19 protein-coding genes are annotated in these 21,585 nt (G+C 66.8%); 9 read left to right on the top strand and 10 right to left on the bottom strand.

The features are described 5' to 3' along the window. Positions 1–2: 2 nt before the first annotated feature. The 3 genes from ACODTJ_RS15770 to secA form a co-directional block, all read right to left on the bottom strand. Positions 3–986, bottom strand: a complete 984-nt coding sequence (locus ACODTJ_RS15770; RefSeq protein ID WP_454658923.1) for an SPFH domain-containing protein — start codon at positions 984–986, stop codon at positions 3–5. A gap of 132 nt (positions 987–1,118) precedes the next feature. Continuing rightward, entirely contained in the window at positions 1,119–1,634 is a 516-nt protein-coding gene (locus ACODTJ_RS15765; protein ID WP_454654621.1) for an invasion associated locus B family protein, read from the bottom strand. A gap of 347 nt (positions 1,635–1,981) precedes the next feature. After that, positions 1,982–4,756 carry a preprotein translocase subunit SecA gene (gene secA, locus ACODTJ_RS15760; protein WP_488849328.1) on the bottom strand — a complete coding sequence of 925 codons (2,775 nt, stop codon included), beginning with the start codon at positions 4,754–4,756 and terminating at the stop codon, positions 1,982–1,984. Positions 4,757–5,115: 359 nt separating this feature from the next. Here secA and ACODTJ_RS15755 point away from each other — a divergent pair, with 359 nt between their 5' ends. The 5 genes from ACODTJ_RS15755 to ACODTJ_RS15735 all read left to right on the top strand — a co-directional run bounded on the left by ACODTJ_RS15755 (position 5,116) and on the right by ACODTJ_RS15735 (position 9,202). Then, a complete protein-coding gene (locus ACODTJ_RS15755; RefSeq protein WP_454654617.1) occupies positions 5,116–5,955 on the top strand; it encodes a peptidylprolyl isomerase in 840 nt (279 codons plus the stop codon). 161 nt (positions 5,956–6,116) lie between these two features. Further along, positions 6,117–7,367, top strand: coding sequence for a bifunctional glutamate N-acetyltransferase/amino-acid acetyltransferase ArgJ (argJ, locus tag ACODTJ_RS15750; RefSeq protein ID WP_454654615.1), 1,251 nt, complete (start codon positions 6,117–6,119; stop codon positions 7,365–7,367). Beyond that, positions 7,348–8,277, top strand: a complete 930-nt coding sequence (locus ACODTJ_RS15745) for a DMT family transporter (RefSeq protein WP_454654614.1) — start codon at positions 7,348–7,350, stop codon at positions 8,275–8,277. The genes argJ and ACODTJ_RS15745 overlap by 20 nt, the downstream gene beginning before the upstream one ends. Next, positions 8,274–8,789 (top strand): carboxypeptidase regulatory-like domain-containing protein, encoded by a 516-nt coding sequence (locus ACODTJ_RS15740; RefSeq protein ID WP_454654612.1) that lies wholly within the window; start codon positions 8,274–8,276, stop codon positions 8,787–8,789. Before ACODTJ_RS15745 ends, ACODTJ_RS15740 begins: the two co-directional genes overlap by 4 nt. After that, positions 8,786–9,202, top strand: a complete 417-nt coding sequence (locus tag ACODTJ_RS15735; protein ID WP_454658922.1) for a (deoxy)nucleoside triphosphate pyrophosphohydrolase — start codon at positions 8,786–8,788, stop codon at positions 9,200–9,202. Before ACODTJ_RS15740 ends, ACODTJ_RS15735 begins: the two co-directional genes overlap by 4 nt. Here ACODTJ_RS15735 and ACODTJ_RS15730 read toward each other — a convergent pair. The 4 genes from ACODTJ_RS15730 to ACODTJ_RS15715 all read right to left on the bottom strand — a co-directional run bounded on the left by ACODTJ_RS15730 (position 9,168) and on the right by ACODTJ_RS15715 (position 15,295). Next, on the bottom strand, positions 9,168–10,388 hold the full coding sequence (locus ACODTJ_RS15730; protein ID WP_454654611.1) for a winged helix-turn-helix domain-containing protein: 1,221 nt from the start codon (positions 10,386–10,388) through the stop codon (positions 9,168–9,170). The genes ACODTJ_RS15735 and ACODTJ_RS15730 overlap by 35 nt on opposite strands. 448 nt (positions 10,389–10,836) lie before the next feature. After that, positions 10,837–11,361, bottom strand: a complete 525-nt coding sequence (locus ACODTJ_RS15725; protein WP_488849324.1) for a CAP domain-containing protein — start codon at positions 11,359–11,361, stop codon at positions 10,837–10,839. 4 nt (positions 11,362–11,365) lie between these two features. After that, positions 11,366–13,987, bottom strand: a complete 2,622-nt coding sequence (locus ACODTJ_RS15720; protein ID WP_454654609.1) for a DUF3772 domain-containing protein — start codon at positions 13,985–13,987, stop codon at positions 11,366–11,368. Positions 13,988–14,200: 213 nt separating this feature from the next. Next, a complete protein-coding gene (locus ACODTJ_RS15715; RefSeq protein ID WP_454654607.1) occupies positions 14,201–15,295 on the bottom strand; it encodes an ROK family protein in 1,095 nt (364 codons plus the stop codon). 208 nt (positions 15,296–15,503) lie between these two features. On the opposite strand from ACODTJ_RS15715, the gene ACODTJ_RS15710 reads away from it, so the two are divergent. After that, positions 15,504–15,959 (top strand): DUF2938 domain-containing protein, encoded by a 456-nt coding sequence (locus tag ACODTJ_RS15710; protein ID WP_488849400.1) that lies wholly within the window; start codon positions 15,504–15,506, stop codon positions 15,957–15,959. 6 nt (positions 15,960–15,965) lie between these two features. On the opposite strand, the gene ACODTJ_RS15705 is transcribed toward ACODTJ_RS15710, so the two are convergent. The 3 genes from ACODTJ_RS15705 to gloB are packed head-to-tail and all read right to left on the bottom strand — an operon-like array spanning position 15,966 to position 17,955. Further along, positions 15,966–16,724 (bottom strand): GNAT family N-acetyltransferase, encoded by a 759-nt coding sequence (locus ACODTJ_RS15705; protein ID WP_298922750.1) that lies wholly within the window; start codon positions 16,722–16,724, stop codon positions 15,966–15,968. Then, the gene (locus ACODTJ_RS15700) at positions 16,718–17,182 is read right to left on the bottom strand and encodes a cupin domain-containing protein (RefSeq protein WP_298922754.1); all 465 of its coding nucleotides are present in this window, start codon (positions 17,180–17,182) and stop codon (positions 16,718–16,720) included. The genes ACODTJ_RS15705 and ACODTJ_RS15700 overlap by 7 nt, the downstream gene beginning before the upstream one ends. Positions 17,183–17,190: 8 nt before the next feature. Then, complete coding sequence (gene gloB / locus ACODTJ_RS15695) at positions 17,191–17,955, bottom strand: hydroxyacylglutathione hydrolase (RefSeq protein ID WP_298922751.1); 765 nt, start codon at positions 17,953–17,955, stop codon at positions 17,191–17,193. A 140-nt stretch (positions 17,956–18,095) separates the two neighbouring features. Between gloB and ACODTJ_RS15690 the strand changes: the two genes are divergently transcribed. The 3 genes from ACODTJ_RS15690 (at position 18,096) to ACODTJ_RS15680 (ending at position 21,545) form a co-directional block, all read left to right on the top strand. After that, positions 18,096–18,863 (top strand): class I SAM-dependent methyltransferase, encoded by a 768-nt coding sequence (locus tag ACODTJ_RS15690; RefSeq protein ID WP_298922752.1) that lies wholly within the window; start codon positions 18,096–18,098, stop codon positions 18,861–18,863. 103 nt (positions 18,864–18,966) lie between these two features. Beyond that, the gene (locus ACODTJ_RS15685; RefSeq protein ID WP_454654605.1) at positions 18,967–19,920 is read left to right on the top strand and encodes an acetyl-CoA carboxylase carboxyltransferase subunit alpha; all 954 of its coding nucleotides are present in this window, start codon (positions 18,967–18,969) and stop codon (positions 19,918–19,920) included. A gap of 200 nt (positions 19,921–20,120) precedes the next feature. Beyond that, the gene (locus ACODTJ_RS15680) at positions 20,121–21,545 is read left to right on the top strand and encodes a L,D-transpeptidase family protein (RefSeq protein ID WP_454654604.1); all 1,425 of its coding nucleotides are present in this window, start codon (positions 20,121–20,123) and stop codon (positions 21,543–21,545) included. Positions 21,546–21,585: the final 40 nt, after the last annotated feature.

The following is a 21,585-nucleotide window of genomic DNA, read 5'->3' as shown; positions in this document are numbered from 1 at the left end:
GCTCAGGCGCCCGGGCGGCCGGAGGTCGGCACCGAGCCGGCCCCGTTGCGGCGTTGCGCCGTCGCGTCCTCGCCGAACACGGCCTTCGTCAGCTGCGCGATGCCGCCGACAGTGCCGGCGAGCGAAGCGGCCTCGATCGGCACGATCACGACCTTGCTGTTATGGCTGGAGGCGATTGCCTTCAGCGCATCCGTATAGCGCTCCGCGATCAGGAAGTTGGCCGCCTGGATGTCGCCCTTGCCGATCGCCTCCGAAACCATGGCCGTCGCCGCCGCTTCGGCCTGCGCCAGCCTCTCGCGCGCTTCCGCGTCACGCAGCGCTGCTTCCTTGCGGCCCTCGGCGGCGAGAATCTGCGACTGCTTGGCGCCTTCAGCCTTCAGGATCTCCGCCTGCCGCAGGCCTTCGGCTTCGAGCACGGCGGCGCGCTTCTCGCGCTCGGCCTTCATCTGCCGGTTCATCGCGCCGGCGATATCGGCCGGCGGCAGGATGTCCCGGATCTCGATGCGGGTGACCTTGACGCCCCAGGGCGAGGCGGCGGCGTCCATCACCCGCAGCAGCCGCTCATTGATCTCGTCGCGATGCGACAGGAGCTGATCGAGGTCCATCGAGCCGACGACGGTGCGGATATTGGTCATGGTCAGAACCATCAGCGCGTCGTGGAGCGAGGCGACCTCGTAGCAGGCCTTGGCGGCGTCGAGCACCTGGAAGAAGGCGGCGGCATCGATGCGCACGCCGGCATTGTCCTTGGTGATCGCCTCCTGCGAGGGAATGTCGAGCACCTGCTCCATGACATTCACCTTGTGCCCGATGCGATCGATATAGGGCACGATCAGGCCGAGTCCGGCGCTCAGCGTGCGCGAATAGCGGCCGAAGCGCTCGACGGTATAGTTGAAGCCTTGGGGAACGGTGCGGACGCCCCGCGCGATCGTCAGGATGACCAGCGCCACGATGACGATCACGGCGATGTTGAAGCCCGACAAATCCATCTCGTCCCCCCAGCGGCGCCGGCGCGCCGTCATGCCCATCCGGCCCTCAAACTGGCGTTTGCGAGAGCCGTATGCAAGCGCGGGTCATGCAGGGCGAGCCATCCTCGATGACGGCTCGCCCCGAAATCCGTATCAGCTCTGCGTTGCGCTGGTATTGCAGCGCGCCAGCATGCGCGACGCCGCGGTCACGCCAGCAAGCGAGAACTGATAGGTGGTGACGTTGCCGCGCAGCGAGCGCGCTTCGAGCGTCATGGTGCGTCCGCCGCGCATCGCCTTGAGCAGCGCTGGCTCCCGCTCCAACCGTTCGAGCCAGGCATTGCTGCCTTCGGTCAGCATGCGGAAACTGTCATCGCCGATCGTGACGGTGACGACGGAGTCCTGAGCAAAATCATAGCCCGTCTGGAAGCTCGATTCCGTGTCGGAGGCTTTATTACCCGTTTGAACGAAGAAGAAGACTTCGCCATGACGCAAATTCGACGGTTCCTCCGACGAAGGTTTGCTCATGATGAAGCAACGCGACAGGTCACCCTTTGCGTAAGTGGCAGCATTCCAGTCGCCGAACTGGCCCAATGATTGCGGGCCCGCCGCCTGTACGGCCGTACCCGCCAGAATGGTGAGGCAGGCGGCCGAAAGCGCTGTCTTGAACATGGTCTCATCTCCTTTCATCGCGGCCCACTTGAGAAGGAGAGTGTTACCGAGGCGTAAATAGGGCCCGGATAATTGATGCGTCGATCCGGCGCAGGACGGGCTGGGCGGTCGCGAGGGCGAGACACTCGCGGTCAGAACCACCCTTGTCATTCCGGGGCTTCGCGTAGCGAAGAACCCGGAAACCACGACCGGGTGAAACACTCAATGCCGCGCTGCAAGCCTCCCACCCAGTCGTGGATTCCGGGTTCACGCCTCCGGCGCGCCCCGGAATGACAAAGGTGGTCCGCCCCAAAACGACGATGCCCGGCACAGGGCCGGGCATCGAATGGAATCAGGAAGGCAATGCCTCAGGCGAACTGGCCGTGGCAGTGCTTGAACTTCTTGCCGGAGCCGCAAGGGCACGGCTCGTTGCGACCGACCTTGCCCCAGCTCTCCGGGTCTTCAGGGTTGCGGTCCAGCACCGTCGTTTCGGCATCCGTGGCGGCGAACTGCACGCCGGTCGCGCCATAATCGCCGAAGCCCGAGCCCACGCCGTCCTGCGCCTGCATCGGCGCCTGGTCCTCGGGCTGGTCGAAGCGCACCTCGATGCGCGAGAGATGGCCCGTGACCTGCTGGCGCAGATGGCCGATCAGCCCATCGAACAGCTCGAAGGCCTCCTGCTTGTATTCCTGCAGCGGGTCGCGCTGGGCGAGGCCGCGCCAGCCGATGACCTGGCGGAGATGGTCGAGCGTGACCAGATGCTCGCGCCAGAGATGGTCGAGCGACTGCAGCAGCACCTGCTTCTCGACATAGGTCATGACCTCGTCGGTGTTGCGCTCGATGCGGCCGGCATAATCCTCGTCGGCGAGCTTGCGGATGCGCTCGCGGATCTCGCTGTCGGCGATGCCCTCTTCCTTGGCCCAGTCCTCGATCGGAAGATCGAGGTTGAGATGCTGGATCACCTCCTGCTTGAGGCCGGCGGTATCCCACTGCTCGGGATAGGCCTCTTCCGGGATGTGGCGGGCGACGACATCCTCGACCACGCCATGGCGCATGTCGTCGATGGTCTCGCGCACGCTCGCTTGCTTCATGAAATCGCGGCGCTGCTCGAACACGACCTTGCGCTGGTCGTTCATGACGTCGTCGTATTTCAGGATGTTCTTGCGGATGTCGAAATTGCGCGCCTCGACCTTGCCCTGCGCCTTCTCGACGGCCTTGTTGATCCAGGGATGGACGATCGCCTCGTCCTCTTTCAGGCCGAGTTTGGTCAGCATCCCGTCCATCCGGTCGGAACCGAATATGCGCATCAGGTCGTCCTGCAGCGACAGGAAGAACTTCGAGCGGCCGGGATCGCCTTGGCGGCCGGCACGGCCACGCAGCTGGTTGTCGATGCGCCGGCTCTCATGGCGCTCGGTGCCGACGATGTAGAGGCCGCCAGACTTGAGCACGCGCTGCTTGAACTCGGCCACCTCGGCGCGGATGGCGGCGGCCTTGGCGTCGCGCTCCGGACCCGGCTCCACGCCGGCAAGCTCATGGTTTATCCGCATCTCGGCATTGCCGCCGAGCTGGATGTCGGTGCCGCGGCCAGCCATGTTGGTGGCGATGGTGATCGCGCCGGGCACGCCGGCCTGTGCGACGATATAGGCTTCCTGCTCGTGGAAGCGGGCGTTCAGCACGGCGAAGGCCTTGGTGGTCCTGCCCTCGCGCGCGGCCTGATAGACCGGCTCCAGCGCCTTGGGATCGGTGAATTCGAGAAGCTTGTAGCCCGCCTTCTCCAGCATCTCGGCGATGAGCTCAGAGCGCTCGATCGAGGTGGTGCCGACCAGCAACGGCTGGCCGTTGGCCTGCGCGGCTTGAATCTCGCGGATCACGCCGCGCACCTTCTCCTCGAAGGTGCGGTAGACCTCGTCGTCCTCGTCCTTGCGGGCGATCGGGACGTTGGTCGGGATCTCGACGACCTCGAGCTTGTAGATCTGGAAGAACTCGTCGGCCTCGGTCGCCGCCGTGCCGGTCATGCCGGCGAGCTTGGCGTAGAGGCGGAAATAGTTCTGGAAGGTGATCGAGGCCAGCGTCGCGTTCTCGGGCTGGACGGTGACGCTCTCCTTGGCTTCCAGTGCCTGGTGCAGGCCTTCCGAATAGCGCCGGCCCGGCATCATGCGGCCGGTGAACTCGTCGATGATCACGACCTCGTCGCCGCGGACGATATAGTCCTTGTCGCGGGTGAACAGCGAATGCGCCCGCAGCGCCTGATTGACGTGGTGGACCAGCGTGACGTTGTGGGCGTCGTAGAGGTCGCCCTCTTTCAGGATCCCGGCCTCGCGCAGCAGCTCCTCGATATGGTCGTTGCCGGCCTCGGTCAGCGCGACCGTGCGCTGCTTCTCGTCGACCTCGTAATCGGCCGGGACGAGGCCGGGCAGCACCTTGTCGATCGAGACATAGAGCTCGGACTTGTCGTCGAGCGGGCCGGAGATGATCAGCGGCGTGCGGGCTTCGTCGACCAGGATCGAGTCGACCTCGTCGACGATCGCGAAATGGTGGCCGCGCTGGCTCATCTGCGCGGTGTCGTACTTCATGTTGTCGCGCAGATAGTCGAAGCCGAACTCGTTGTTCGTGCCGTAGGTGATGTCGCAGGCATAGGCGCGCTGGCGCTCCTCGTCGTCGAGCCCGTGCACGATGATGCCGACGGTCAGGCCGAGGAAATTATAGAGCTTCGCCATCCACTCGGCGTCGCGCCGAGCGAGGTAGTCGTTGACGGTGACGACATGGACGCCCTTGCCTTCGAGCGCATTCAGATAGGTCGGCAGGGTCGCGACCAGCGTCTTGCCTTCGCCGGTCTTCATCTCGGCGATGGCGCCCTCATGCAGCACCATGCCGCCGACGAGCTGGACGTCGTAGGGCCGCTGGCCGAGCACGCGCTTGGCCGCCTCGCGCACCGTGGCGAAGGCCGGGACCAAGAGGTCGTCGAGCTTCTTGCCCTCGGCGATCTGCTTCTTGAACTCTTCGGTGCGCGCCTTGAGGGCCTCGTCGCTCAGCGCGGCGATCTCTTTCTCCAGCGCGTTGATCGCGGCGACGCGGGGCTGGTAGCCCTTGACGCGGCGGTCATTCGACGAGCCGAAGAGTTTCTTTGCGAGCGCGCCAAGCATGTTGGGCCTTTCAGGTGATGCGTTGAGCCCCCAGTCGGCGCGGAATCGTTTGTCGCGCGCGAACCGGAGGTTCGGTATTCTCGAAATGCGACCGCGTGTTTAGACGCGAGCGCGGGCAGGGTCCAGCGTGCGTTTCGACCAATCGGCAGTGAAACGGCAAGTGAATTCGGCTCCCGATGTGGGGTTTTTCCGCCCCGCTTCCAAGAGCGGCGCGCAAGATCGTCGGACGCTGCGGCATCCAGGCCGGTGCAAAGCTGCGTGATCGGCCGTCGTGATCGCCTGAACCGCCTTGCCTTTGCCGCGTTCATCGGGCAGTGCAGCCGCCAAACCGCCTCGGTTCCGACGAAAGGCCGTCATTCATGAGCTCAGCCCGTTTCATCGCCGTCCTCGGCTTCGCGCTGCTGGCGGGCCCGGCCTTCGCCCAGGCCGACAAGGTCGTCGCCAAGGTCGACGGCATCGCCATCACCGAGAAGGACATCCAGCTCGCCTCCGAGGATCTCGGCGAGCGCCTCGCCCAGCTCCCCGAGGAGCGCAAGCGCGACGAAGTCATCAACTATCTCGTCGATCTCAAGCTCGGCGCCAAGGCCGCGGCCGAGGCCAAGATCGGCGATACGCCCGATTTCGCCGCCCGCCTCGCCTATTACCGCGAGAAGGTGCTGCTCGACGAGTATCTGACCCGCGAGGGCAAGAAGGCCGTCACGGCTGAAGCGGCCAAGAAGCTCTTCGACGACACCACCAAAGCGATGACGCCCGAGGAAGAGGCCCATGCCCGCCATATCCTCGTCGAGGACGAGGCGCAGGCCAAGGCCGCCGTCGCGCGGCTGAAGAAGGGCGAGGACTTCGCCAAGGTCGCGGCCGAACTCTCCAAGGACCCTGGCTCGGGCAAGGAGGGTGGCGATCTCGGCTGGTTCACCAAGGACCGCATGGTGCCGGAATTCGCCGAAGCCGCCTTCAAGCTGAAGAAGGGCGAGATTTCCGAGCCGGTGAAGAGCCAGTTCGGCTGGCACGTGATCAAGCTCGAGGACAAGCGCTCCAAGCCGCTGCCGGACTTCGCCGCCGTAAAGCCGCAGATCGACCAGTATCTCGAGCGCAAGGCCCAGCAGGACCTCGTCCTCGCCATGCGCGAGAAGGCCAAGGTCGAGCGCCTCGACAAGCCGGCTGCGGACGCCGCCAAGCCGGCCGAGCCGAAGAAGAACTGAGCGCTTCGCTCGATACCACGCAATTTTGAAGGGCGGCCCTTGTGGCCGCCCTTCTTGTTTTCGTCATCGGCCTGCGGCAGAGGGGCTTTCGAACGAGACGCGCTGCCCGGCGAACGCACGATTCGCCGGTGATCCAGCAGCGCTCCGCAGGAGGAAGCCCGATGGCCGGCAAGGATGTCCCCGTTTCCCCGCTCGCGCCGAAGCGCCAGCCCAAGGTGCCGCCGATTCCGGGCGTACGCTTCGCCACCGCCGAGGCCGGCATCCGCTACAAGGGCCGCCAGGACGTCTGGTTCGCGCTGCTCGACGAGGGCACGCAGGTCGCCGGCGTCTTCACCCGCTCGAAATGCCCCTCCGCCCCGGTCGACTGGTGCCGCGAGAACCTGGGCCAAGGCTCCGCACGCGCCGTCGTCGTGAATTCCGGCAATGCCAACGCCTTCACCGGCCTCAAGGGGCGTGACGCGGTCAAGCTTACCGCCGAGATCGCCGCCAAGGCCGCCGGCTGCAAGCCTCAGGAGGTCTTCATCGCCTCGACCGGCGTGATCGGCGAGCCGCTCGACGCCACCAAGTTCAAGGGCGTGCTCGACGAGTGCGCCAAACGCGCTGCCGACGGTCCCTGGATCGACGCCGCCCGCGCGATCATGACCACCGACACCTTCCCGAAGGCGCTGACCCGCAAGGCCAAGATCGACGGCAAGGAAGTCGTCATCGCCGGCATCGCCAAGGGCGCCGGCATGATCGCGCCGGACATGGCGACGATGCTGTCCTTCGTCTTCACCGATGCGCCGATCGCCGCTCCCGTGCTCCAGGCCCTGCTCTCCAAGGGCGTGAAGGGCTCGTTCAACGCGGTCACCGTCGACAGCGACACCTCGACCTCGGACACGCTGATGCTGTTCGCGACGGGCAAGGCGGCGGCGCGCGGCGTCCCCACCATCACCGAGATCAACGATGCCCGCCTGTCCGGCTTCAAGCGCGCGCTGAACTCGATCCTGCTGGAGCTCGCTCATCTCGTCTGCAAGGACGGCGAAGGCGCCCGCAAGTTCGTCGAGGTGCGCGTCTCCGGCGCGGCCTCCGCCCGTTCGGCCAAGCGCGTCGCGCTCTCGATCGCCAATTCGCCGCTGGTCAAGACCGCCATCGCCGGCGAGGACGCCAATTGGGGCCGCGTCGTCATGGCCGTCGGCAAGGCCGGCGAACCGGCCGATCGCGACAGGCTCGATATCGGCTTCGGCGATATCGTCGTGGCCAAGCAGGGCGCGCGCGCGCCGTCCTACGACGAGGTCGCGGTCTCCGACTACATGAAGGGCGACAATATCGTCATCACCGCCGATCTCGGGCTGGGACGCGGCAAGGCCACGGTCTGGACCTGCGACCTGACCAAGGCCTATGTCGAGATCAATGGCGACTACCGCTCCTGAGGCTCCGGCCTCGTTGGAGCCGAGCTGCAGCTTCATTGCCGCCCACCTGCTCGTCACCGCGATTTTCTGGGGGTCGAGCTTCCTGTTCATCAAGCTGATGAGCGGACAGGTCTCGCCCTTCGCCATCGCGGCGGGGCGCGGCCTGCTCGGCGCGGTCTCGCTCGCGCTCTGGCTGCGCTGGCTCGGACAGAGCCCGCTGCCCCGTCGCCACGAAATCCGCCACTGGCTGGTCCTCGGTGCCACCAATGGCTGGATCCCGAATATCCTGACGGCCTACGCCCTGATCCAGCTTGCCAGCGGCCCGGCAGCGATGATCCAGGCGGCCGGGCCGCTCGTCACGGCGATCGTCGCGCATCTGATCTTCGCCGAGGAGCGCTTGAGCGGACGACGCCTCGGCGGCATCCTGATCGGGCTTGCCGGCGTCGCTCTGCTGATCGGTCCCCGGCTGTTCGAAGGCGGCGCCACCAGCCTCAGCGTCCTCGCGATGGTCGCGACCATGCTGAGCTATGCGGCCGGCAATATCTATGTCCGGGCCGTGCCGGCCCCGGCCGGCGATCCGATGCGCCTCGCACTCGGCCAGCAGGTCGTCTCCGGGCTCAGCGCCTCGCTCCTGGCTCTGCTCTTCGCCGGGCCGGCGGCCTTTCTGCCCCTGCGCGACCATTGGGCTGCCATGCTCGCCCTCGGGGTCGTCTGCACGGCAATCCCGATGACGGTGTTCATGCGCCTGATCCGGGCGGCCGGTCCGACGCGCGCGGCGATGACCGGCTATCTCGTACCCACGGTCGCCGCGGTCATGGGCATGCTCGTTCTCGGCGAAACGCTGGAGTTGCGGCAGATCGCCGCCGGCTGCATCATCCTGATCGGCGTCTTCCTGGTGACGATGGCGCCGCGTCGGGTGGGGGCTGCATGAGGATCGGAATTGTCGCGGCGACCGCTCTGGTCGGCGCCATAACGGCTGGTTGCGTCGACCGCAAACCGGCGACCGTGGCCTTCTCTATCGAGGAGGCCGCCTTCATCAAGAAGACCGGCACGGGCGTGATCGTCGGCCATGCCTTCCGCACCAAGCCGAGCGGCGTGGTGGTCAATGCCGCCGGGCAGGTCGTGCGCCTGATCCCATCGACCGCCTTCGCCCGCGAACGCTTCGCCAATTTCTACGGCAAGGGCAAATACGTGCCCCACAGCGGCTATCCGCGCGAGGACGAGGTCGATCCCGCCTATTCCGAATACATCCGCACGACCAAGGCCGAGGCCAATGGCCGCTTCGCCTTCGACAAGGTCGCGCCGGGCAGCTATTTCCTGACCACGCAGGTGATCTGGGGCGAGGAGACGGCCTTCACCCGCGAGGGCGGCTCGGTCTATGACAGCGTCACGCTGACGGGCAAGGAAACCGAGCCCGTCCAGGTCATCCTCTCCGGCAACTGAGACACCCCGTGAAGCTGCTTCTCGTCGTCGCCTGCGCCCTGATCGATGCCGACAACCGCGTCCTCGTCACGCAACGCCCGGAAGGCAAGGCCTTGGCAGGCCTCTGGGAGTTCCCCGGCGGCAAGCTCGAAGCGGGCGAGCGGCCGGAACCCGCGCTGATCCGCGAGCTTTCGGAAGAACTCGGCATCACCGTCAAGGAGGACTGCCTGGCGCCGCTGACCTTCGCGAGCTACGCCTATCTCGAATTCCACTTGCTGATGCCGCTCTATATCTGCCGGCGCTGGCAGGGCACGGCCATGTCGCGTGAGGGCCAGGCGCTGAAATGGGTTCGCCCCGGCAAATTGCGCGACCTCGCCATGCCGCCGGCCGACGAGCCGCTCATTCCGCCGCTGATCGACCTTCTGGGAGCGTAATCGGCTGCTCCGGCGCGAGGGGCACAGCCTGCCCTTCGTCGAGCCCGAGCTGGAAACGCTCGAAACGCTGCAATTCCTCCTCGATCGCCGCCTTCAATGCCGGCGTCTCGCAACCGTCGAGCCAGGTCCATTGCTGCATCAGGAGCTTGCCGGCCGCCCGGTCGGTCTTGAGGTCGAGCACCGCCACGACGCGCTCGCCGGCCAGCACCGGCAGGCCGAAATAGCCGTAGATCCGCTTCTCCTTCGGCAGATAGGCCTCGAAGACATGGGCATAGTCGAGGAAGAGCTTCGCCCGCTTGCGCTGGATCATCAGCGGGTCGAAGGGCGAGAGGATATGGATGAGCGTTTCGTCCGGCGCGGACAGCGGTTCCAGCGCGGCTGGATTGGCCCAGTGCTGCGTCTTGCCGGCCCTCTCCACGGCGACGGGCACGAGGACCCGGCGCTTGACGCGGGCGGCAATCAGCTCGGCCACCGCCTTCTTCGAGGGCGCGTCGAGATGGCAGATCGAATCCAGGCTGACCAGCCCCTGCGCCGTCAGCGCCCGGTCGAGAAGATAGGCGGTGATCTGCCGCTCGCTCGCCGGTGTCGGCTTCTTCTCCCACTGGAAATGCCGGTCGAACAATTCATAGGTCTTGACCATGCCGGCGCGCGCCGAGATCGCGAGCTCGCCATCGTAGAAGGCCCGTTCCAGCAGGCCCTTGGATGGCTTCTTGCTGGCCCAGAGATGCGCCTTCTCGATCAGCTCCTCCTCAATGTCGCGGATCGAGAGCGCTCCGTCCCTGCGGATGCGGCGTAGAAGCTTGCGCGTCTCCTCGCGGGCGCCGACCGCCGACCAGCGCTTCGGCTCCTCGCGATGCGCCTTCATCCCCGGCAGGAAATAACGGATGTCGCGGGTGGGCACATAGGCCAGCGCATGCGTCCAGTATTCGAAGACGCTCTTCGAGGCCGATTGCAGATGGGCGAGATCGGCCCGGCGGTAGGCCGGGATGCGGGCATAGAGGATATGGTGGTGGCAGCGCTCGATCACGTTGATCGTGTCGATCTGGACATAGCCGAGATGCTCGATCGCGGCCCGTGCCGCCTCCGGCCCGGTGCCAAAGGGATCACGTCGGTCGAGCTGCTGGGCGCGAAGCCAGATGCGGCGGGCCTGCTCGGCAGGAAGGGAGATCGGCTTGCGCGGGGGCATGGGCGCAAGCTAGCCCCACCGGTCGCATCCGGTAAGGGGCTGAAGGCGCCGCCGCTGACAGGATCTGGCGGGAGTGTCGCGCAGCCCCTCAGAACTCGCCGCTCAAGCCCATCCGCGCGCCGCCGAAACTGTTGCCGGTCAGGCTGACGCCGGCATTGATCGCAACGGGAATGGCCACGTCGAGCCGATGCGCCACGGCGAAGCCCGCCGCCCGACTGGGCGCTGGCCGCTCCCGGCAGAGCGAAGGCCGCGAATAGGGCAAGCGCAAGCGGACGGCGTGACATCGGCGCTCCTCCGGAACGATCCCACAACGGGAACCATGGGATAAAACACAAGAATAGGTTGCATATGGTTGCACAACCGGAAATTCACAGCCAACGGCTGCGATAGTGACGGTGACAACCATCAGCCCTTCGCCGACTGGATGGCTCTTGCCAGACGTTGTCGGTTACGGCGCGACGATCAGTGCCCAGTAGACCTGATATTTCGAGCCGGGTGCATAGGCCGTGGCGATGCCCATGCGCTTGGCCTTCGCATCCTTCATGACGCGATCATGCTGGGGCGAATCCCGCCAGCCCGAAAAGGCTTCGGCGAGACGGCGATAGCCGGCCGAGAGATTGGCCTCTCCCCCCGGCTGCCCCTCGCGGGCGAGGCGCGCCTTGACCGCATCCGCCTGAGCGGGCTTGTCCGAGCCGGCCATGGCCGTGGCTTCGCGCTGCGCCGCAGCGACCAGCGCGGGATCCAGCACGAGGGGCCCGAGCCCGGCATTGAGCCGGTAGGCCGAGATCATCGCCCGCGCCTGCTCCGTATCGACCTGAGCCGAGGCCGAGCCGAGATCGCGATAGAAGGCCGGCTGGCCCTGCCGCTGCGGCTCAACGCAGCCGGCAACGCCGAGGATCGCAAGGGCGCCGGCAAGCGCGGCCGGGCAGGTCATCGTGCGCGAAGCTGCGGCGCGGCGGAAAAGGCTGGGCATCCGATCATTCCTTGCTGTCATCCTTGGCCGGCTCGGGCGCCGGGGCGGGAGCGGGCTTGCTGGCCTCTGCCTCCTCCTCCTCGAGCTCCTCCACCGCAACCGGCTTGCGCGAACGGCGGGCCGGAGCGGCTGCCGCAGGCTTCGGCGCTTCGCGCTTCACGCGGCTGCGCGCGCCCTCTCGCTGTCCAACCGCCTCGGCGATGCTGCCGAGCGAGTGCTCGACGCCTTCCAGCCCACGCACCATCAGCTCGGGCACGGCCGCGGCCGGCTCCATCTCGGCGAGGCGCTTGTGGATCGCGAAATTCAGGTCGCTGTTGACGCGTCCGGTGATCTCGACGTCGCCGACCACACAGACGAGCTCGAAATCCATCGTCGTGGTGCCGAGCTTCTTGAACATCACCGCCGGCGGCGGCTTCTGCATGACATCGCCATGGTTCGAGGCCACTTCGGACAACATCGCCCGCACCTCGCCGGCATCCAGCGTCCGCGGCACGGTGAGCGCGATCAGCACGCGGCCCGTGCGGTCGTTGCGGACGCGGTTGCGGACAATACCGGAGATCAGGTTCGAGTTCGGGACGATCACGGTCGCCCGGTCGAAGGTCGCGATCTCCGTGGACCTGACATTGATGCGCTTGACGATGCCCTCGACGTCGCCGACCAGCACCTGGTCGCCGACCCGAATCGGCCGCTCCCAGAGCAGGATCAGGCCCGAGACGAAGTTCGACACCACCGATTGCAAGCCGAAACCGATACCGACCGACAGTGCCGAAGCCACCAGCGTCAGGCGCTCCAGGCTCAGGCCCACAGCCGAGACCGTGATCGCCGCCGCAGCGATATAGCCGACATAGCCGGCAGCCGTCGTGATCGAGTTGCGCAGGCCGGGATCGAGCGTCGTCGTCGGCAGGAACTGGTTCTCGAGCCAGCGCTGCATCGCCCGCGTCGCGCCGATGCCCATCGCAAAGACGATCGCGCCGACGACGATGGTCGAGAGCGAGACCGTGACCCCACCGACCTGGAAGCCGAAGAAGGCCGCGCGCAACGAAACCAGGAAATCGCTGGATTCAAGCCCCCAGGGCGCCAGGATGAGCAGCAGCGTCACCGCGATCAGCAGGAGCTTCAGCACGCCGACGCCGATGACCGAGATCTTGTCGAGCGTGGCCGCGCGCAGGCCCATGCCCGCCTTCAGCGTCAGGGCGAAGCGCCCCTTGCCGCCGAAGAGCCGGGGAATGCCGAGATCGATGAACAGGAAGACCAGCAGGAACAGGCAGGCGACGATGCCGACCCAGAGTGTCTGCTCGGCCAGGAAGGCAGCGAAGATGACATAGCCGGTGAATGTGGCGGCGATGATGCCGAAGCCGATGATCCAGCCGATAACGCGGACCGGCCCGAGGCTTGCGCCATCCACCGGGACATAGGGGCCGAGACAGGCCTCCTGCTCGACCTCTTCGTCGTCGCGGATTTGGTAGAGCCCGGCGATCAGGGCGAGCGCGAACAGGATGGCAAAGAACGCCTTCACGATGATCGAGACGGCAAGGCCGGCAGCGATGGCTTGCAGCCAGGCCTCGAAGACCTTGCCGACCGACATCACCGCCGCGAGCGAGCTCGCGATCCAGACGACGCTGCGCGCCGTCGAATCCATCACCTTGACGAGCCGCCTTTGCGGGCTCGACGGCGCGAACAGCGCGTCGGCGAGCGCCTGCACGAAGGCGAAAAAGGCGAGACCGACAACGACGGCCCAGATCACCGGCTGGATGCGCGGCGGCAGGAGCCCCGTGGTGTTCAGGGCCTTGTAGATCAGCCAACTCGCCAGCACCGGCGGTGCCGCACCCGCGACGATATGGGCGAGCGCGATATAGAGGCAATGCAGGTTGTCGGTGTCCTGCGTGTTGCTGAAGCGGGCCTTGAAGCGCGGCAGGTAGCGAGCCCGCGCCAGGTAGAGCAGGAGCGCCCCGATCAGGGCCAGCGCGACCACCGCACCGCGCATGCCGGAGAAGGCTTCGCTGACGCCCTCCAGCCAGCCGCCGAAGATATAGCCGGAGGCGCGAAGGTCTTCTGGCGCGGTCGCGATCGCGTTGCTCCAGACCTCCGGATTCACCACGGAGGGACCGGGGGCGAACAGTTGCTTGGCGAAAATTTCGCGGCGCTTGTCACCGATATTGCTCTGCAATTGCTCGGCCTGGAGCAACGAGGCCTTGGCGAGTTTCAGCGTCTCGTCGGCATCGGCGAAGGCCTTGGCCCGCGCTTCACGGTCGCGGACGATCTCGGCGCTTTCCGCAGGTGCGCTCGCTTCGGGCTTCGGGCCAAGCTGGTCGAGCCGGAGTTTGGCCTGCTCGACGCGCGGCGTCTGCTCGTCGATGATCAGGCGCAATTGATCGAGCGAGGGCTGCAGGCGCAGGCGCAGGCGCTGCAATTCGGCATCGCTCGGATTGGGCGAGGCCAGCGTCGTCTCGATCTGGGCGAGGTCGGCGCGGACATTGTCCAGCCGGGCGCGCAGGCTGCCCGGATCGGGCGCCGTCTGGGCCAGGGCCGAGCCGGCCACCGCGCAGGCCATGGCAACGAGGAGCAGGCAGGCCGCCAGAAAGCCTCGCAGGCTCGAAAACGACGCTTGCGTCCTGCGCGCTGCCATGGCGATGCGGCCCTGTCCGTCCAGTTGATTCGGCTCCGGCTCGACCCTCGGCACAGCCATGCGCGCAAGGCAAGATGAAGAGCGGAATTCGACCGGCACGAAGGGCTCCAGGGCTCGCGGATTCGGAAAGGGCGGGGAGACAGGCCCCGCCGCCTCATCCCTGTAAAACGCGACCTGAAGATGGCAGAGGCGCCGCTTTCGACGGCATGCCGCTCAATCGCGCCCCGTGCTCCCGGGCTTGGCGCGGTTGCGATAGCTCGCATTGCCGAGGCCGGTGCCGATCGTCAGCACCGCCCAGTTCTCGACATCCTGCATCGCCGGCATCTCGCTCAACCCTTGGATCACGGCATCGTTGTGCATCACGATCTCGGTCTCGTGCTCTCCGATCTCCGGTACGAGCGCACGGATGCTGTCGACGAGGTTGAAACGGCTGCTTTCCCAGTTGCCGGGCAGGTTCTGGGCGCCGCGATCGATCGCGGCGTCGGGCTGGATCAATCCGGGGCAACCGACACCGATAAAGGGCGCCACCCGCAAGCCCTCCTTCTCGGCGTTACCGATCTGCTCGCGCAGCATCTTGCCCAGCCGCTCGATCGCCTCGTCCCGGCCCGGTTTCTCATCGGCATGGCGCCAGAGCTCGGATTGCCAGACCCGCGCCTTGCTCAGGTCCGGCGCCTTCTTCTGGCGGAGCTCGACGATGCCGGCGCGGATGTTCGAGCCGCCGATATCGACGGCCACGAGGCTGTCATAGGCCTCGAAGATCCATTTCGGCGCGAGATGCGTACTGCCGACGAGCCCCGCCTCATCGGGATGGTGGCTGATCGGCACAAGATCGAGATCGCGCCCCTCTGTCCGCAGGATGATGGCGGCGCGCGCGATGGCGAGTTCGCCGACCCGGCTCTCGCGAAAGCCGCCGCCGACCACGATCCGCTCGATCTCGGCCCAGCTCTTCAAGCGGGTAAAGCGGCGGATGACGAAGGCGAGCGATTGCGCGAAGCCCTCGATGGCGCTGAGCACCAACGCCGCTTCTCTCGCGTCCCCATCCTGCAACAGCGCGTCGAGTTCCTTCTTGCCGATCTCGTCGGTCTTGCCCTCCAGCGGGTCGTCGCCATTGCGCTTGAGATGGCGGCGCAGCGCGTCGAGATGCTCGATGAAGGCGCCGCGACTCGCCTTGTCGCCGACGAAACCGTCATCGTCCCGGACCTCCAGATTGTAGCTGGTGACCACGACGGAGGGCAGCTCGGCAGCGCCATGCGGCCCTGTCGCGGCCTTGGCCGCATTGCGTGACGTCTCGGCGGTCGCCGTGGCCATGATCTTCCCCCTCGCTCGATGCGGATCAGCGGAGGCAACCCGCCGGCAGAGGCAGCGGTTCCCGGACGGGGCGTGCGCCGCATGCAGCCCGCCCACGCCTCATCCGCTCGCCGCAGCGGTTGACCGCCATCGCGATCGCCGCTCCAACAGGGGGAAGCTGCATCGATGCGGCCTTGGGGGATGGAACGTGTCGGATCTGATCTTGCGGATGGTCGTCATCGGCGTCGGCGCGACCGCACTCACCGATATCTGGGCCCAGTTCCTGCGCCTTTTCGGCTTCCCCAAGCCGAACTGGGCGATGCCCGGCCGCTGGTTCGCCCACCTGCCGCGCGGCCGCGTCTGGCATGAGGACATCGCCAAGTCCGAACCCGTGGCCGGCGAGCTCGCGATCGGCTGGATCTGCCATTATCTCATAGGCATCGCTTTCGCCGGCATCGTGCTGGCGATCGCCGGCGCCGGTTGGGCCCGTAACCCGACCTTCCTGCCGGCACTCATCGTCGGCTGGGTGACGATCGGCTGCGGCTGGTTCATCCTGCAGCCCGGCATGGGCATGGGCATCGCGGCCTCGAAGAAGCCGAACGCGAACCAGATCCGCATGCTCAATTTCGTCAGCCACACCCTCTTCGCCATCGGCCTCTATGGGACGGCGCTGCTGACGCGTTGAAACGCCTCAGTCGAGGATGCGCGTCTCGTAGGCATAGAGCTGCCGGAAGCCGAGACTGCCATAGAGGTTGATCGCGACCGCATTGCTCTGCTCGACCTGCAGATAAGCGCTGTGGCTGCCCATCGCCGCAGCCCAACCCATCAGTCCCCGCACGATCTTGCGGCCATAACCGTGGCCGCGATGATCGGGATGGACGCAGATCAGGCCGATCTCAGCCATGCCGCGCTCGGCGACGCTCATGCCGAACGCCACCGCCTCGCCCTCGACCACCCAGGTCGCGAAAGCGGCCGGCAACCGAACCTTCTCGATGATGGCCGCGAGATTGGTGACATGGGTCTTGTTGCCGCTCTGGAGCGCGGCGGCGCCGGCCGTCCATTCCAGGCTCGGCCGCGCCTCGATCTGCAATTCAGCCTCTTCGGAAGCGGCAAAACCGGCGAGCGGCGCGATCTGGCCGAAGGACCTGTCCTTGACCCGGTAGCCGCGCTCCAGCACCGCCGCACGCGTCGCCTCCGCCACCAGTGGCGTCAGCCGGATCGCGGGAGTAAGCCCGTCGGCGCGATAGAGCTCCTCGATCAGGTCGAGCATCGTGGTGTCGAGTTCGGCGCCATAGCTCAACGGCGTCGCCGAGTTGGCCCGGCCGGAATAACCATTGGCGAAGCGCAGCACCCAATCGCCGACGACGAGCGTCGAGAGCGCCGGCCAGGCATTGATGATGCGTCGCTCGCAGCCGAGCACGAGTTCGCTGTTGTCCGCTTTCGTCAGCATCCTATCCCCCCGGACGGCTTGCGCGGTGTCGGCCGCCAGCCCGGCAGCGCCATCTCGAAGCCCTTGAACTCGAAACCCGGCGCGACCGTGCAACCGACCAGCGTCCAGGCACCGAGCGAGGTCGCGCTCTGCCACCAGCCGGCCGGAACCACGAATTGCGGCCGCTGGCCAGCTGCAAGCTCGATGCCCAGATGATGGGCCGAAGCGTCATGCCCGTTCGGCGAGACCGTGATGACCAGCGGCGCCCCGGCATAATGATGCCAGATCTCGGCGGCATCGACGCGATGCCATTCCGAAGTCTCTCCGGTATCGAGCAGGTAGTAGATCGCGGTCGAGAAACCCCTGCCTTCCGGCCCGGCTCCATCGCGAAAAGTCTCGCGATAATGGCCACCCTCGGGGTGGGGTTTGAGGTCGAGCAGGCGGATCACCTCCGCCGCCGTCAGCCCGTCGAGCTGCATCGCCATGCTCAGAACCGGTTCTTGGCTTCGCGTAGGGCCGCGAAGACCTCGCCCGGTGCAGCGCCCGCCAGGCCTACCGCCTTCGCCAGCGCGGGCTCTGCTGCCCGGAAGAACGGATTGGTCGCCTTTTCCTCGGCGACCGTGGTCAGCGCCCAGAACCGGCCTTCCGTCTTGGCCTTCTCCGCCTCGGTGAAGCGTGCCTTGAGCACCTCGTTCGCCGGATCGACCGAGCGGGCAAAGCGGGCATTGGAGAGCGTGTAGTCATGGCCGCCGAGCAGGCGGGTATCGCCCGGCAGCCCCATCAGGCGCGAGAGCGAGGTCCACATCCGCTCCATCTGGCCGGGCTGGACCCGCCCGCAGCCCATCACGAAGACGACATCACCGACCAGCGCGAGCTTGGCGCCGCGACCAATGAGGCTCAGATGCCCGTCGGAATGGCCGGGCGTATGCCAGATCTCGAAGCTTTCGCCGCCGAGCGTAACGGCATCACCTTCGCTAAGGACGCGGTCGAGCGGCGCGCTCGTCCGTGCGTCGGCCGGGCCGACGACGTTCGCGCCCGTTGCCTGCTTCACCTCGGCGACGCCCTGCGTGTGGTCGTGATGGGCGTGGGTGATGAAGATGTCGCTGATCGTCCAGCCCTTGGCCCTGGCGGCGGCAAGCGTCTCGCCGGCATCGGGCACGTCGACAGCCGCGCAGGCGCCGCTGGCAGGGTCGTGGAGCAGCGCGCCCGCATTGTCGTTGAGCGTGCGGAAAACGTGAAGGTCGAGCGGCATGGCTTCCTCCGGCAGGGTCGGCCCACCGGAACGGCGAGCGATCACGCGCCCTGCATGGGCCATGCCCGTCCGCCGATCAACCCGGCTTCACCGCAGGGCAGCTCTTGCGTTCGGGCCGCGCGCGTTCCATTTCAAGCGCCATGCCTCTCGACGTCGTCGACCTGCGCGCCTTCTATGCGAGCCCGCTCGGCCATGTCGCCCGGCGCGTCATCGGCCGCGCGATGCTGCGGTTCTGGCCGGATTGCGCGCGCCAGCGCCTGCTCGGCCTCGGCTATTCGACGCCGTATCTTTCCGTGCTCGGCATGCAGGCCGAGCGGACCATCGCCTTCATGCCGGCAGCACAGGGCGTGGTGAACTGGCCCTCGCCCGGTCTCTCCGCCTCCGCCCTGGTCGAGCCGACGCTCCTGCCGCTCCCGACAGCCTCGATCGACCGGGTCGTGCTCGTCCATGCGCTTGAGGAGACCGAAAGCCCCGACGATCTCCTGGAGGAGGTTTCGCGCGTGCTCAATCCCGGCGGCCGCATGATCCTCGTCGTGCCGAACCGGCGCGGGCTCTGGGCCCGGATGGACGGCACGCCCTTCGGCCAGGGCCGCCCCTTCAGCCGCCGGCAGCTCTCCGCCTTGATGCGTGGCGCCGAATTCTCGCCCGAGCACTGGACCGAAGCTCTCTATGTCCCGCCCCTGCAAAAACGGCTGCTGATGCGCTCGGCGCTGGCCTGGGAGCAGATCGGTGCCGGCCTCTCGCTCCCCTTCGCTGGCGTCCATATCATCGACGCTACCAAGCAGTTCTACCGGCGCGCGCCCTTGCGCGCGACACGGCGCAGTTTCGCGCTGAGGCCCGTCCTTCTGCCACAACCCGCACCGACGCCGCGTGCGGCAAACCCGCCTGTGAAGCCACGAACGGGTTGACAATTTCGCCTGGGCGCGACCAAGGTCCGCCGCTTTTCAAGCCCGGTTTCACTGTAAACCGCCGCTCCGCCCGCTCATGGCGCGGAATCTGAACTGGATCACGATGCGTAGCTATCTGGATTTCGAGAAACCGGTCGCCGAGCTGGAGGCGAAGGCGGATGAACTGCGGGCCCTCGAGGCACGCGGCGACGGTATCTCTCTGTCGGAGGAGATCGGCAAGCTCGACGCCCGCGCCAGCCAGGCGCTGAAGGAGCTCTATGCCGCGCTGACGCCCTGGCAGAAGACGCTGGTGGCGCGCCATCCGCAGCGCCCGCATTTCAAGGATTACTGCGCCGGGCTGATCACCGAGTTCACCCCGCTCGCCGGCGACCGCGCCTTCGGCGAGGACGAGGCCATCGTCGGCGGCTTCGGCCGCTTCCGCGGCGAACCGGTCTGCGTCATCGGCCAGGAAAAGGGCGACTCGACCGAGACCCGCATCCGGCACAATTTCGGCATGCCCAAGCCCGAGGGCTATCGCAAGGCCGTGCGCCTGGCCGAGCTCGCCGACCGCTTCGGCCTGCCGGTCCTGAGCTTCGTTGATACCGCCGGCGCCTATCCAGGCATCGAGGCGGAGGAGCGCGGCCAGGCCGAGGCCATCGCCCGCTCGACCGAGACCTGGCTCGGCTTGCGCAGCCCAAGCGTCGCGCTCGTCATCGGCGAGGGCGGTTCGGGCGGGGCGATCGCGATCGCCGCCGCCAGCCGCGTCATGATGCTGGAGCACGCGATCTATTCGGTGATCTCGCCGGAAGGCGCGGCCTCGATTCTCTGGCGCGACACCGCCCGCGCCCAGGACGCCGCGACCGGCATGAAGATCACGGCACAGGATCTGCTGAAATTCGGCATCATCGACCGGATCGTGCAGGAGCCGACGGGCGGCGCCCATCGCGACGGCCAGGCCGCGATCAACCGCGCGGGCGATGCGATCTCCGCCGCGCTCGCCGATCTGGCCGGTCTCAGCGCCGATGACATCGTCAACAAGCGCGCGGACAAGTTCCTAGCGATCGGCCGCAATCTCTGAGCAATCCGGGGCTGCGAGATATCTCGCACCCGCGAAGGCAAGGTTTCTTTACCCAGCGTTGACCATGTGGCCAGACCCGGGAAGCCTATGGTAAGGAACCGTCAAGCCTAACGCATCTAATACGAGTCGACGGGCACAATTTGGCCGTCTTGCGAAGTCACAGGTCGCGCCCCGGCCTGCCGTTCGATGGGATTGACGACGTGGCAATCAAGCAACTCGCGCTCGTGGCTTTTGTTGCATTGACGCTGGCTGCCTGCGAGGAAGACCGTTATCGCGGCTCTGCCCGCCACAACATCCCGATTCCGAACGCGACCTACGCGCTCATGTCCGAGAAGGGCATGAGCAAGGACCAGCCGATCATCATCCGTTCCTTCAAGAAGGAATCGGAGCTCGAGGTCTGGAAGCGCAAGGCCGACGGACAATACGCGCTGCTGAAGACCTATCCGATGTGCCGCTGGTCCGGCCAGCTCGGCCCGAAGGTTCGCGAGGGCGATCGCATGGCGCCGGAAGGCTTCTATGCCATCGCGCCGCAGCAGATGAACCCGAACTCGTCCTATTACGTCTCTTTCAACATGGGCTATCCCAACGCCTATGACCGCTCCTATGGCCGCACCGGCGCGCATCTGATGGTGCATGGCGCCTGCTCCTCGGCCGGCTGCTATTCGATGACGGACGACCAGATCGGCGAGATCTACGCCCTGGTGCGCGAGGCCCAGAATGCCGGCCAGCGCGCCGTGCAGATGCAGGCCTATCCCTTCCGGATGACCGCGCAGAACCTCGCCAAGCACCGCCTCGACCCGAACATCGCCTTCTGGAAGAACCTGAAGGAAGGCTCCGACTATTTCGAAGTCACCAAGGACGAGCCGGCCGTCTCCGTCGCCGGCGGCCGCTATGTCTTCAACGGCGGCCAAGCTCCCGCCGCCGTCGCCGAGAAGCGCCGCGAGGACGAGGTCCAGGTCGCATCGCTCGTCGCCAAGGGCACGCCCGCGATCAAGCTGATCTATGACGACGGCGACCAGCACACCTCCTTCAAGCGCGCGCTCGCCTCCAATGGAGCCGACGCCTTGAACCGCTCCGCCTCCTGGGCGTCGCGGGATGTCGGCATTAGCCGCCAGGACGCGCTCGCCATTGGCCCGCGCGTCGTCGTGCTCGACAATGCCGGCAAGGCCAAGGCGACCGTGCGCGCCGCCTCCGCCGACAATGACGCCGTTCTCGCCGCCGTCGCCGCAGCGCCGGTCGAGGAGCCCGCCAAGCCGGTGGAAGCCAAGCCCGCCCTGGTGGCACCGCGCCCGGCTGCGGCGCCTGCCGCCACGCAGCTCGCCAAGGTCACCCCGGGCAACGCCCAGCAGGCGCCGGTGCTGGCGAACGCCTCCTCGACCCCGGTCGTCCCGGCTGCCCCGGTCGAGGACAAGCCGTTCCTGCAGCGCGCGCTCAGCTTCATGCCGACCTTCGGCGGCACGGCCGATCAGGGCATGACCACCGCTTCGGCCCCTGTGGTCTCGGTCGTTCCGGCTCAACCGACCAGCACCAGCGCTCCGCTGCCACCGCGTCGTGCCACCGGCCTCAGAACCTCCAGCCTCGACCAGTCGACGGCGGCCTATGCGAGCCAGCCGGTCCAGCGCTGAACGGACCGGCTAATGGCTTTCTGGTCGTGACAAAATTGTC

This window comes from Allobosea sp. FG18 (assembly GCF_057809495.1).
The sequence above is the reverse complement of the archived record's forward strand: the minus strand, read 5'-3'. Positions and strand labels throughout refer to the sequence as shown.

Bases quoted from the DNA above. Each gene is read 5' to 3' on its own strand.
- ACODTJ_RS15770 (WP_454658923.1), bottom strand. From the start codon at position 986: ATGGATTTGTCGGGCTTCAACATCGCCGTGATCGTCATCGTGGCGCTG.
- ACODTJ_RS15765 (WP_454654621.1), bottom strand. From the start codon at position 1,634: ATGTTCAAGACAGCGCTTTCGGCCGCCTGCCTCACCATTCTGGCGGGT.
- secA (WP_488849328.1), bottom strand. From the start codon at position 4,756: ATGCTTGGCGCGCTCGCAAAGAAACTCTTCGGCTCGTCGAATGACCGC.
- ACODTJ_RS15755 (WP_454654617.1), top strand. From the start codon at position 5,116: ATGAGCTCAGCCCGTTTCATCGCCGTCCTCGGCTTCGCGCTGCTGGCG.
- argJ (WP_454654615.1), top strand. From the start codon at position 6,117: ATGGCCGGCAAGGATGTCCCCGTTTCCCCGCTCGCGCCGAAGCGCCAG.
- ACODTJ_RS15745 (WP_454654614.1), top strand. From the start codon at position 7,348: ATGGCGACTACCGCTCCTGAGGCTCCGGCCTCGTTGGAGCCGAGCTGC.
- ACODTJ_RS15740 (WP_454654612.1), top strand. From the start codon at position 8,274: ATGAGGATCGGAATTGTCGCGGCGACCGCTCTGGTCGGCGCCATAACG.
- ACODTJ_RS15730 (WP_454654611.1), bottom strand. From the start codon at position 10,388: ATGCCCCCGCGCAAGCCGATCTCCCTTCCTGCCGAGCAGGCCCGCCGC.
- ACODTJ_RS15725 (WP_488849324.1), bottom strand. From the start codon at position 11,361: ATGCCCAGCCTTTTCCGCCGCGCCGCAGCTTCGCGCACGATGACCTGC.
- ACODTJ_RS15720 (WP_454654609.1), bottom strand. From the start codon at position 13,987: ATGGCAGCGCGCAGGACGCAAGCGTCGTTTTCGAGCCTGCGAGGCTTT.
- ACODTJ_RS15715 (WP_454654607.1), bottom strand. From the start codon at position 15,295: ATGGCCACGGCGACCGCCGAGACGTCACGCAATGCGGCCAAGGCCGCG.
- ACODTJ_RS15710 (WP_488849400.1), top strand. From the start codon at position 15,504: ATGGTCGTCATCGGCGTCGGCGCGACCGCACTCACCGATATCTGGGCC.
- ACODTJ_RS15705 (WP_298922750.1), bottom strand. From the start codon at position 16,724: ATGCTGACGAAAGCGGACAACAGCGAACTCGTGCTCGGCTGCGAGCGA.
- ACODTJ_RS15700 (WP_298922754.1), bottom strand. From the start codon at position 17,182: ATGCAGCTCGACGGGCTGACGGCGGCGGAGGTGATCCGCCTGCTCGAC.
- gloB (WP_298922751.1), bottom strand. From the start codon at position 17,955: ATGCCGCTCGACCTTCACGTTTTCCGCACGCTCAACGACAATGCGGGC.
- ACODTJ_RS15690 (WP_298922752.1), top strand. From the start codon at position 18,096: ATGCCTCTCGACGTCGTCGACCTGCGCGCCTTCTATGCGAGCCCGCTC.
- ACODTJ_RS15685 (WP_454654605.1), top strand. From the start codon at position 18,967: ATGCGTAGCTATCTGGATTTCGAGAAACCGGTCGCCGAGCTGGAGGCG.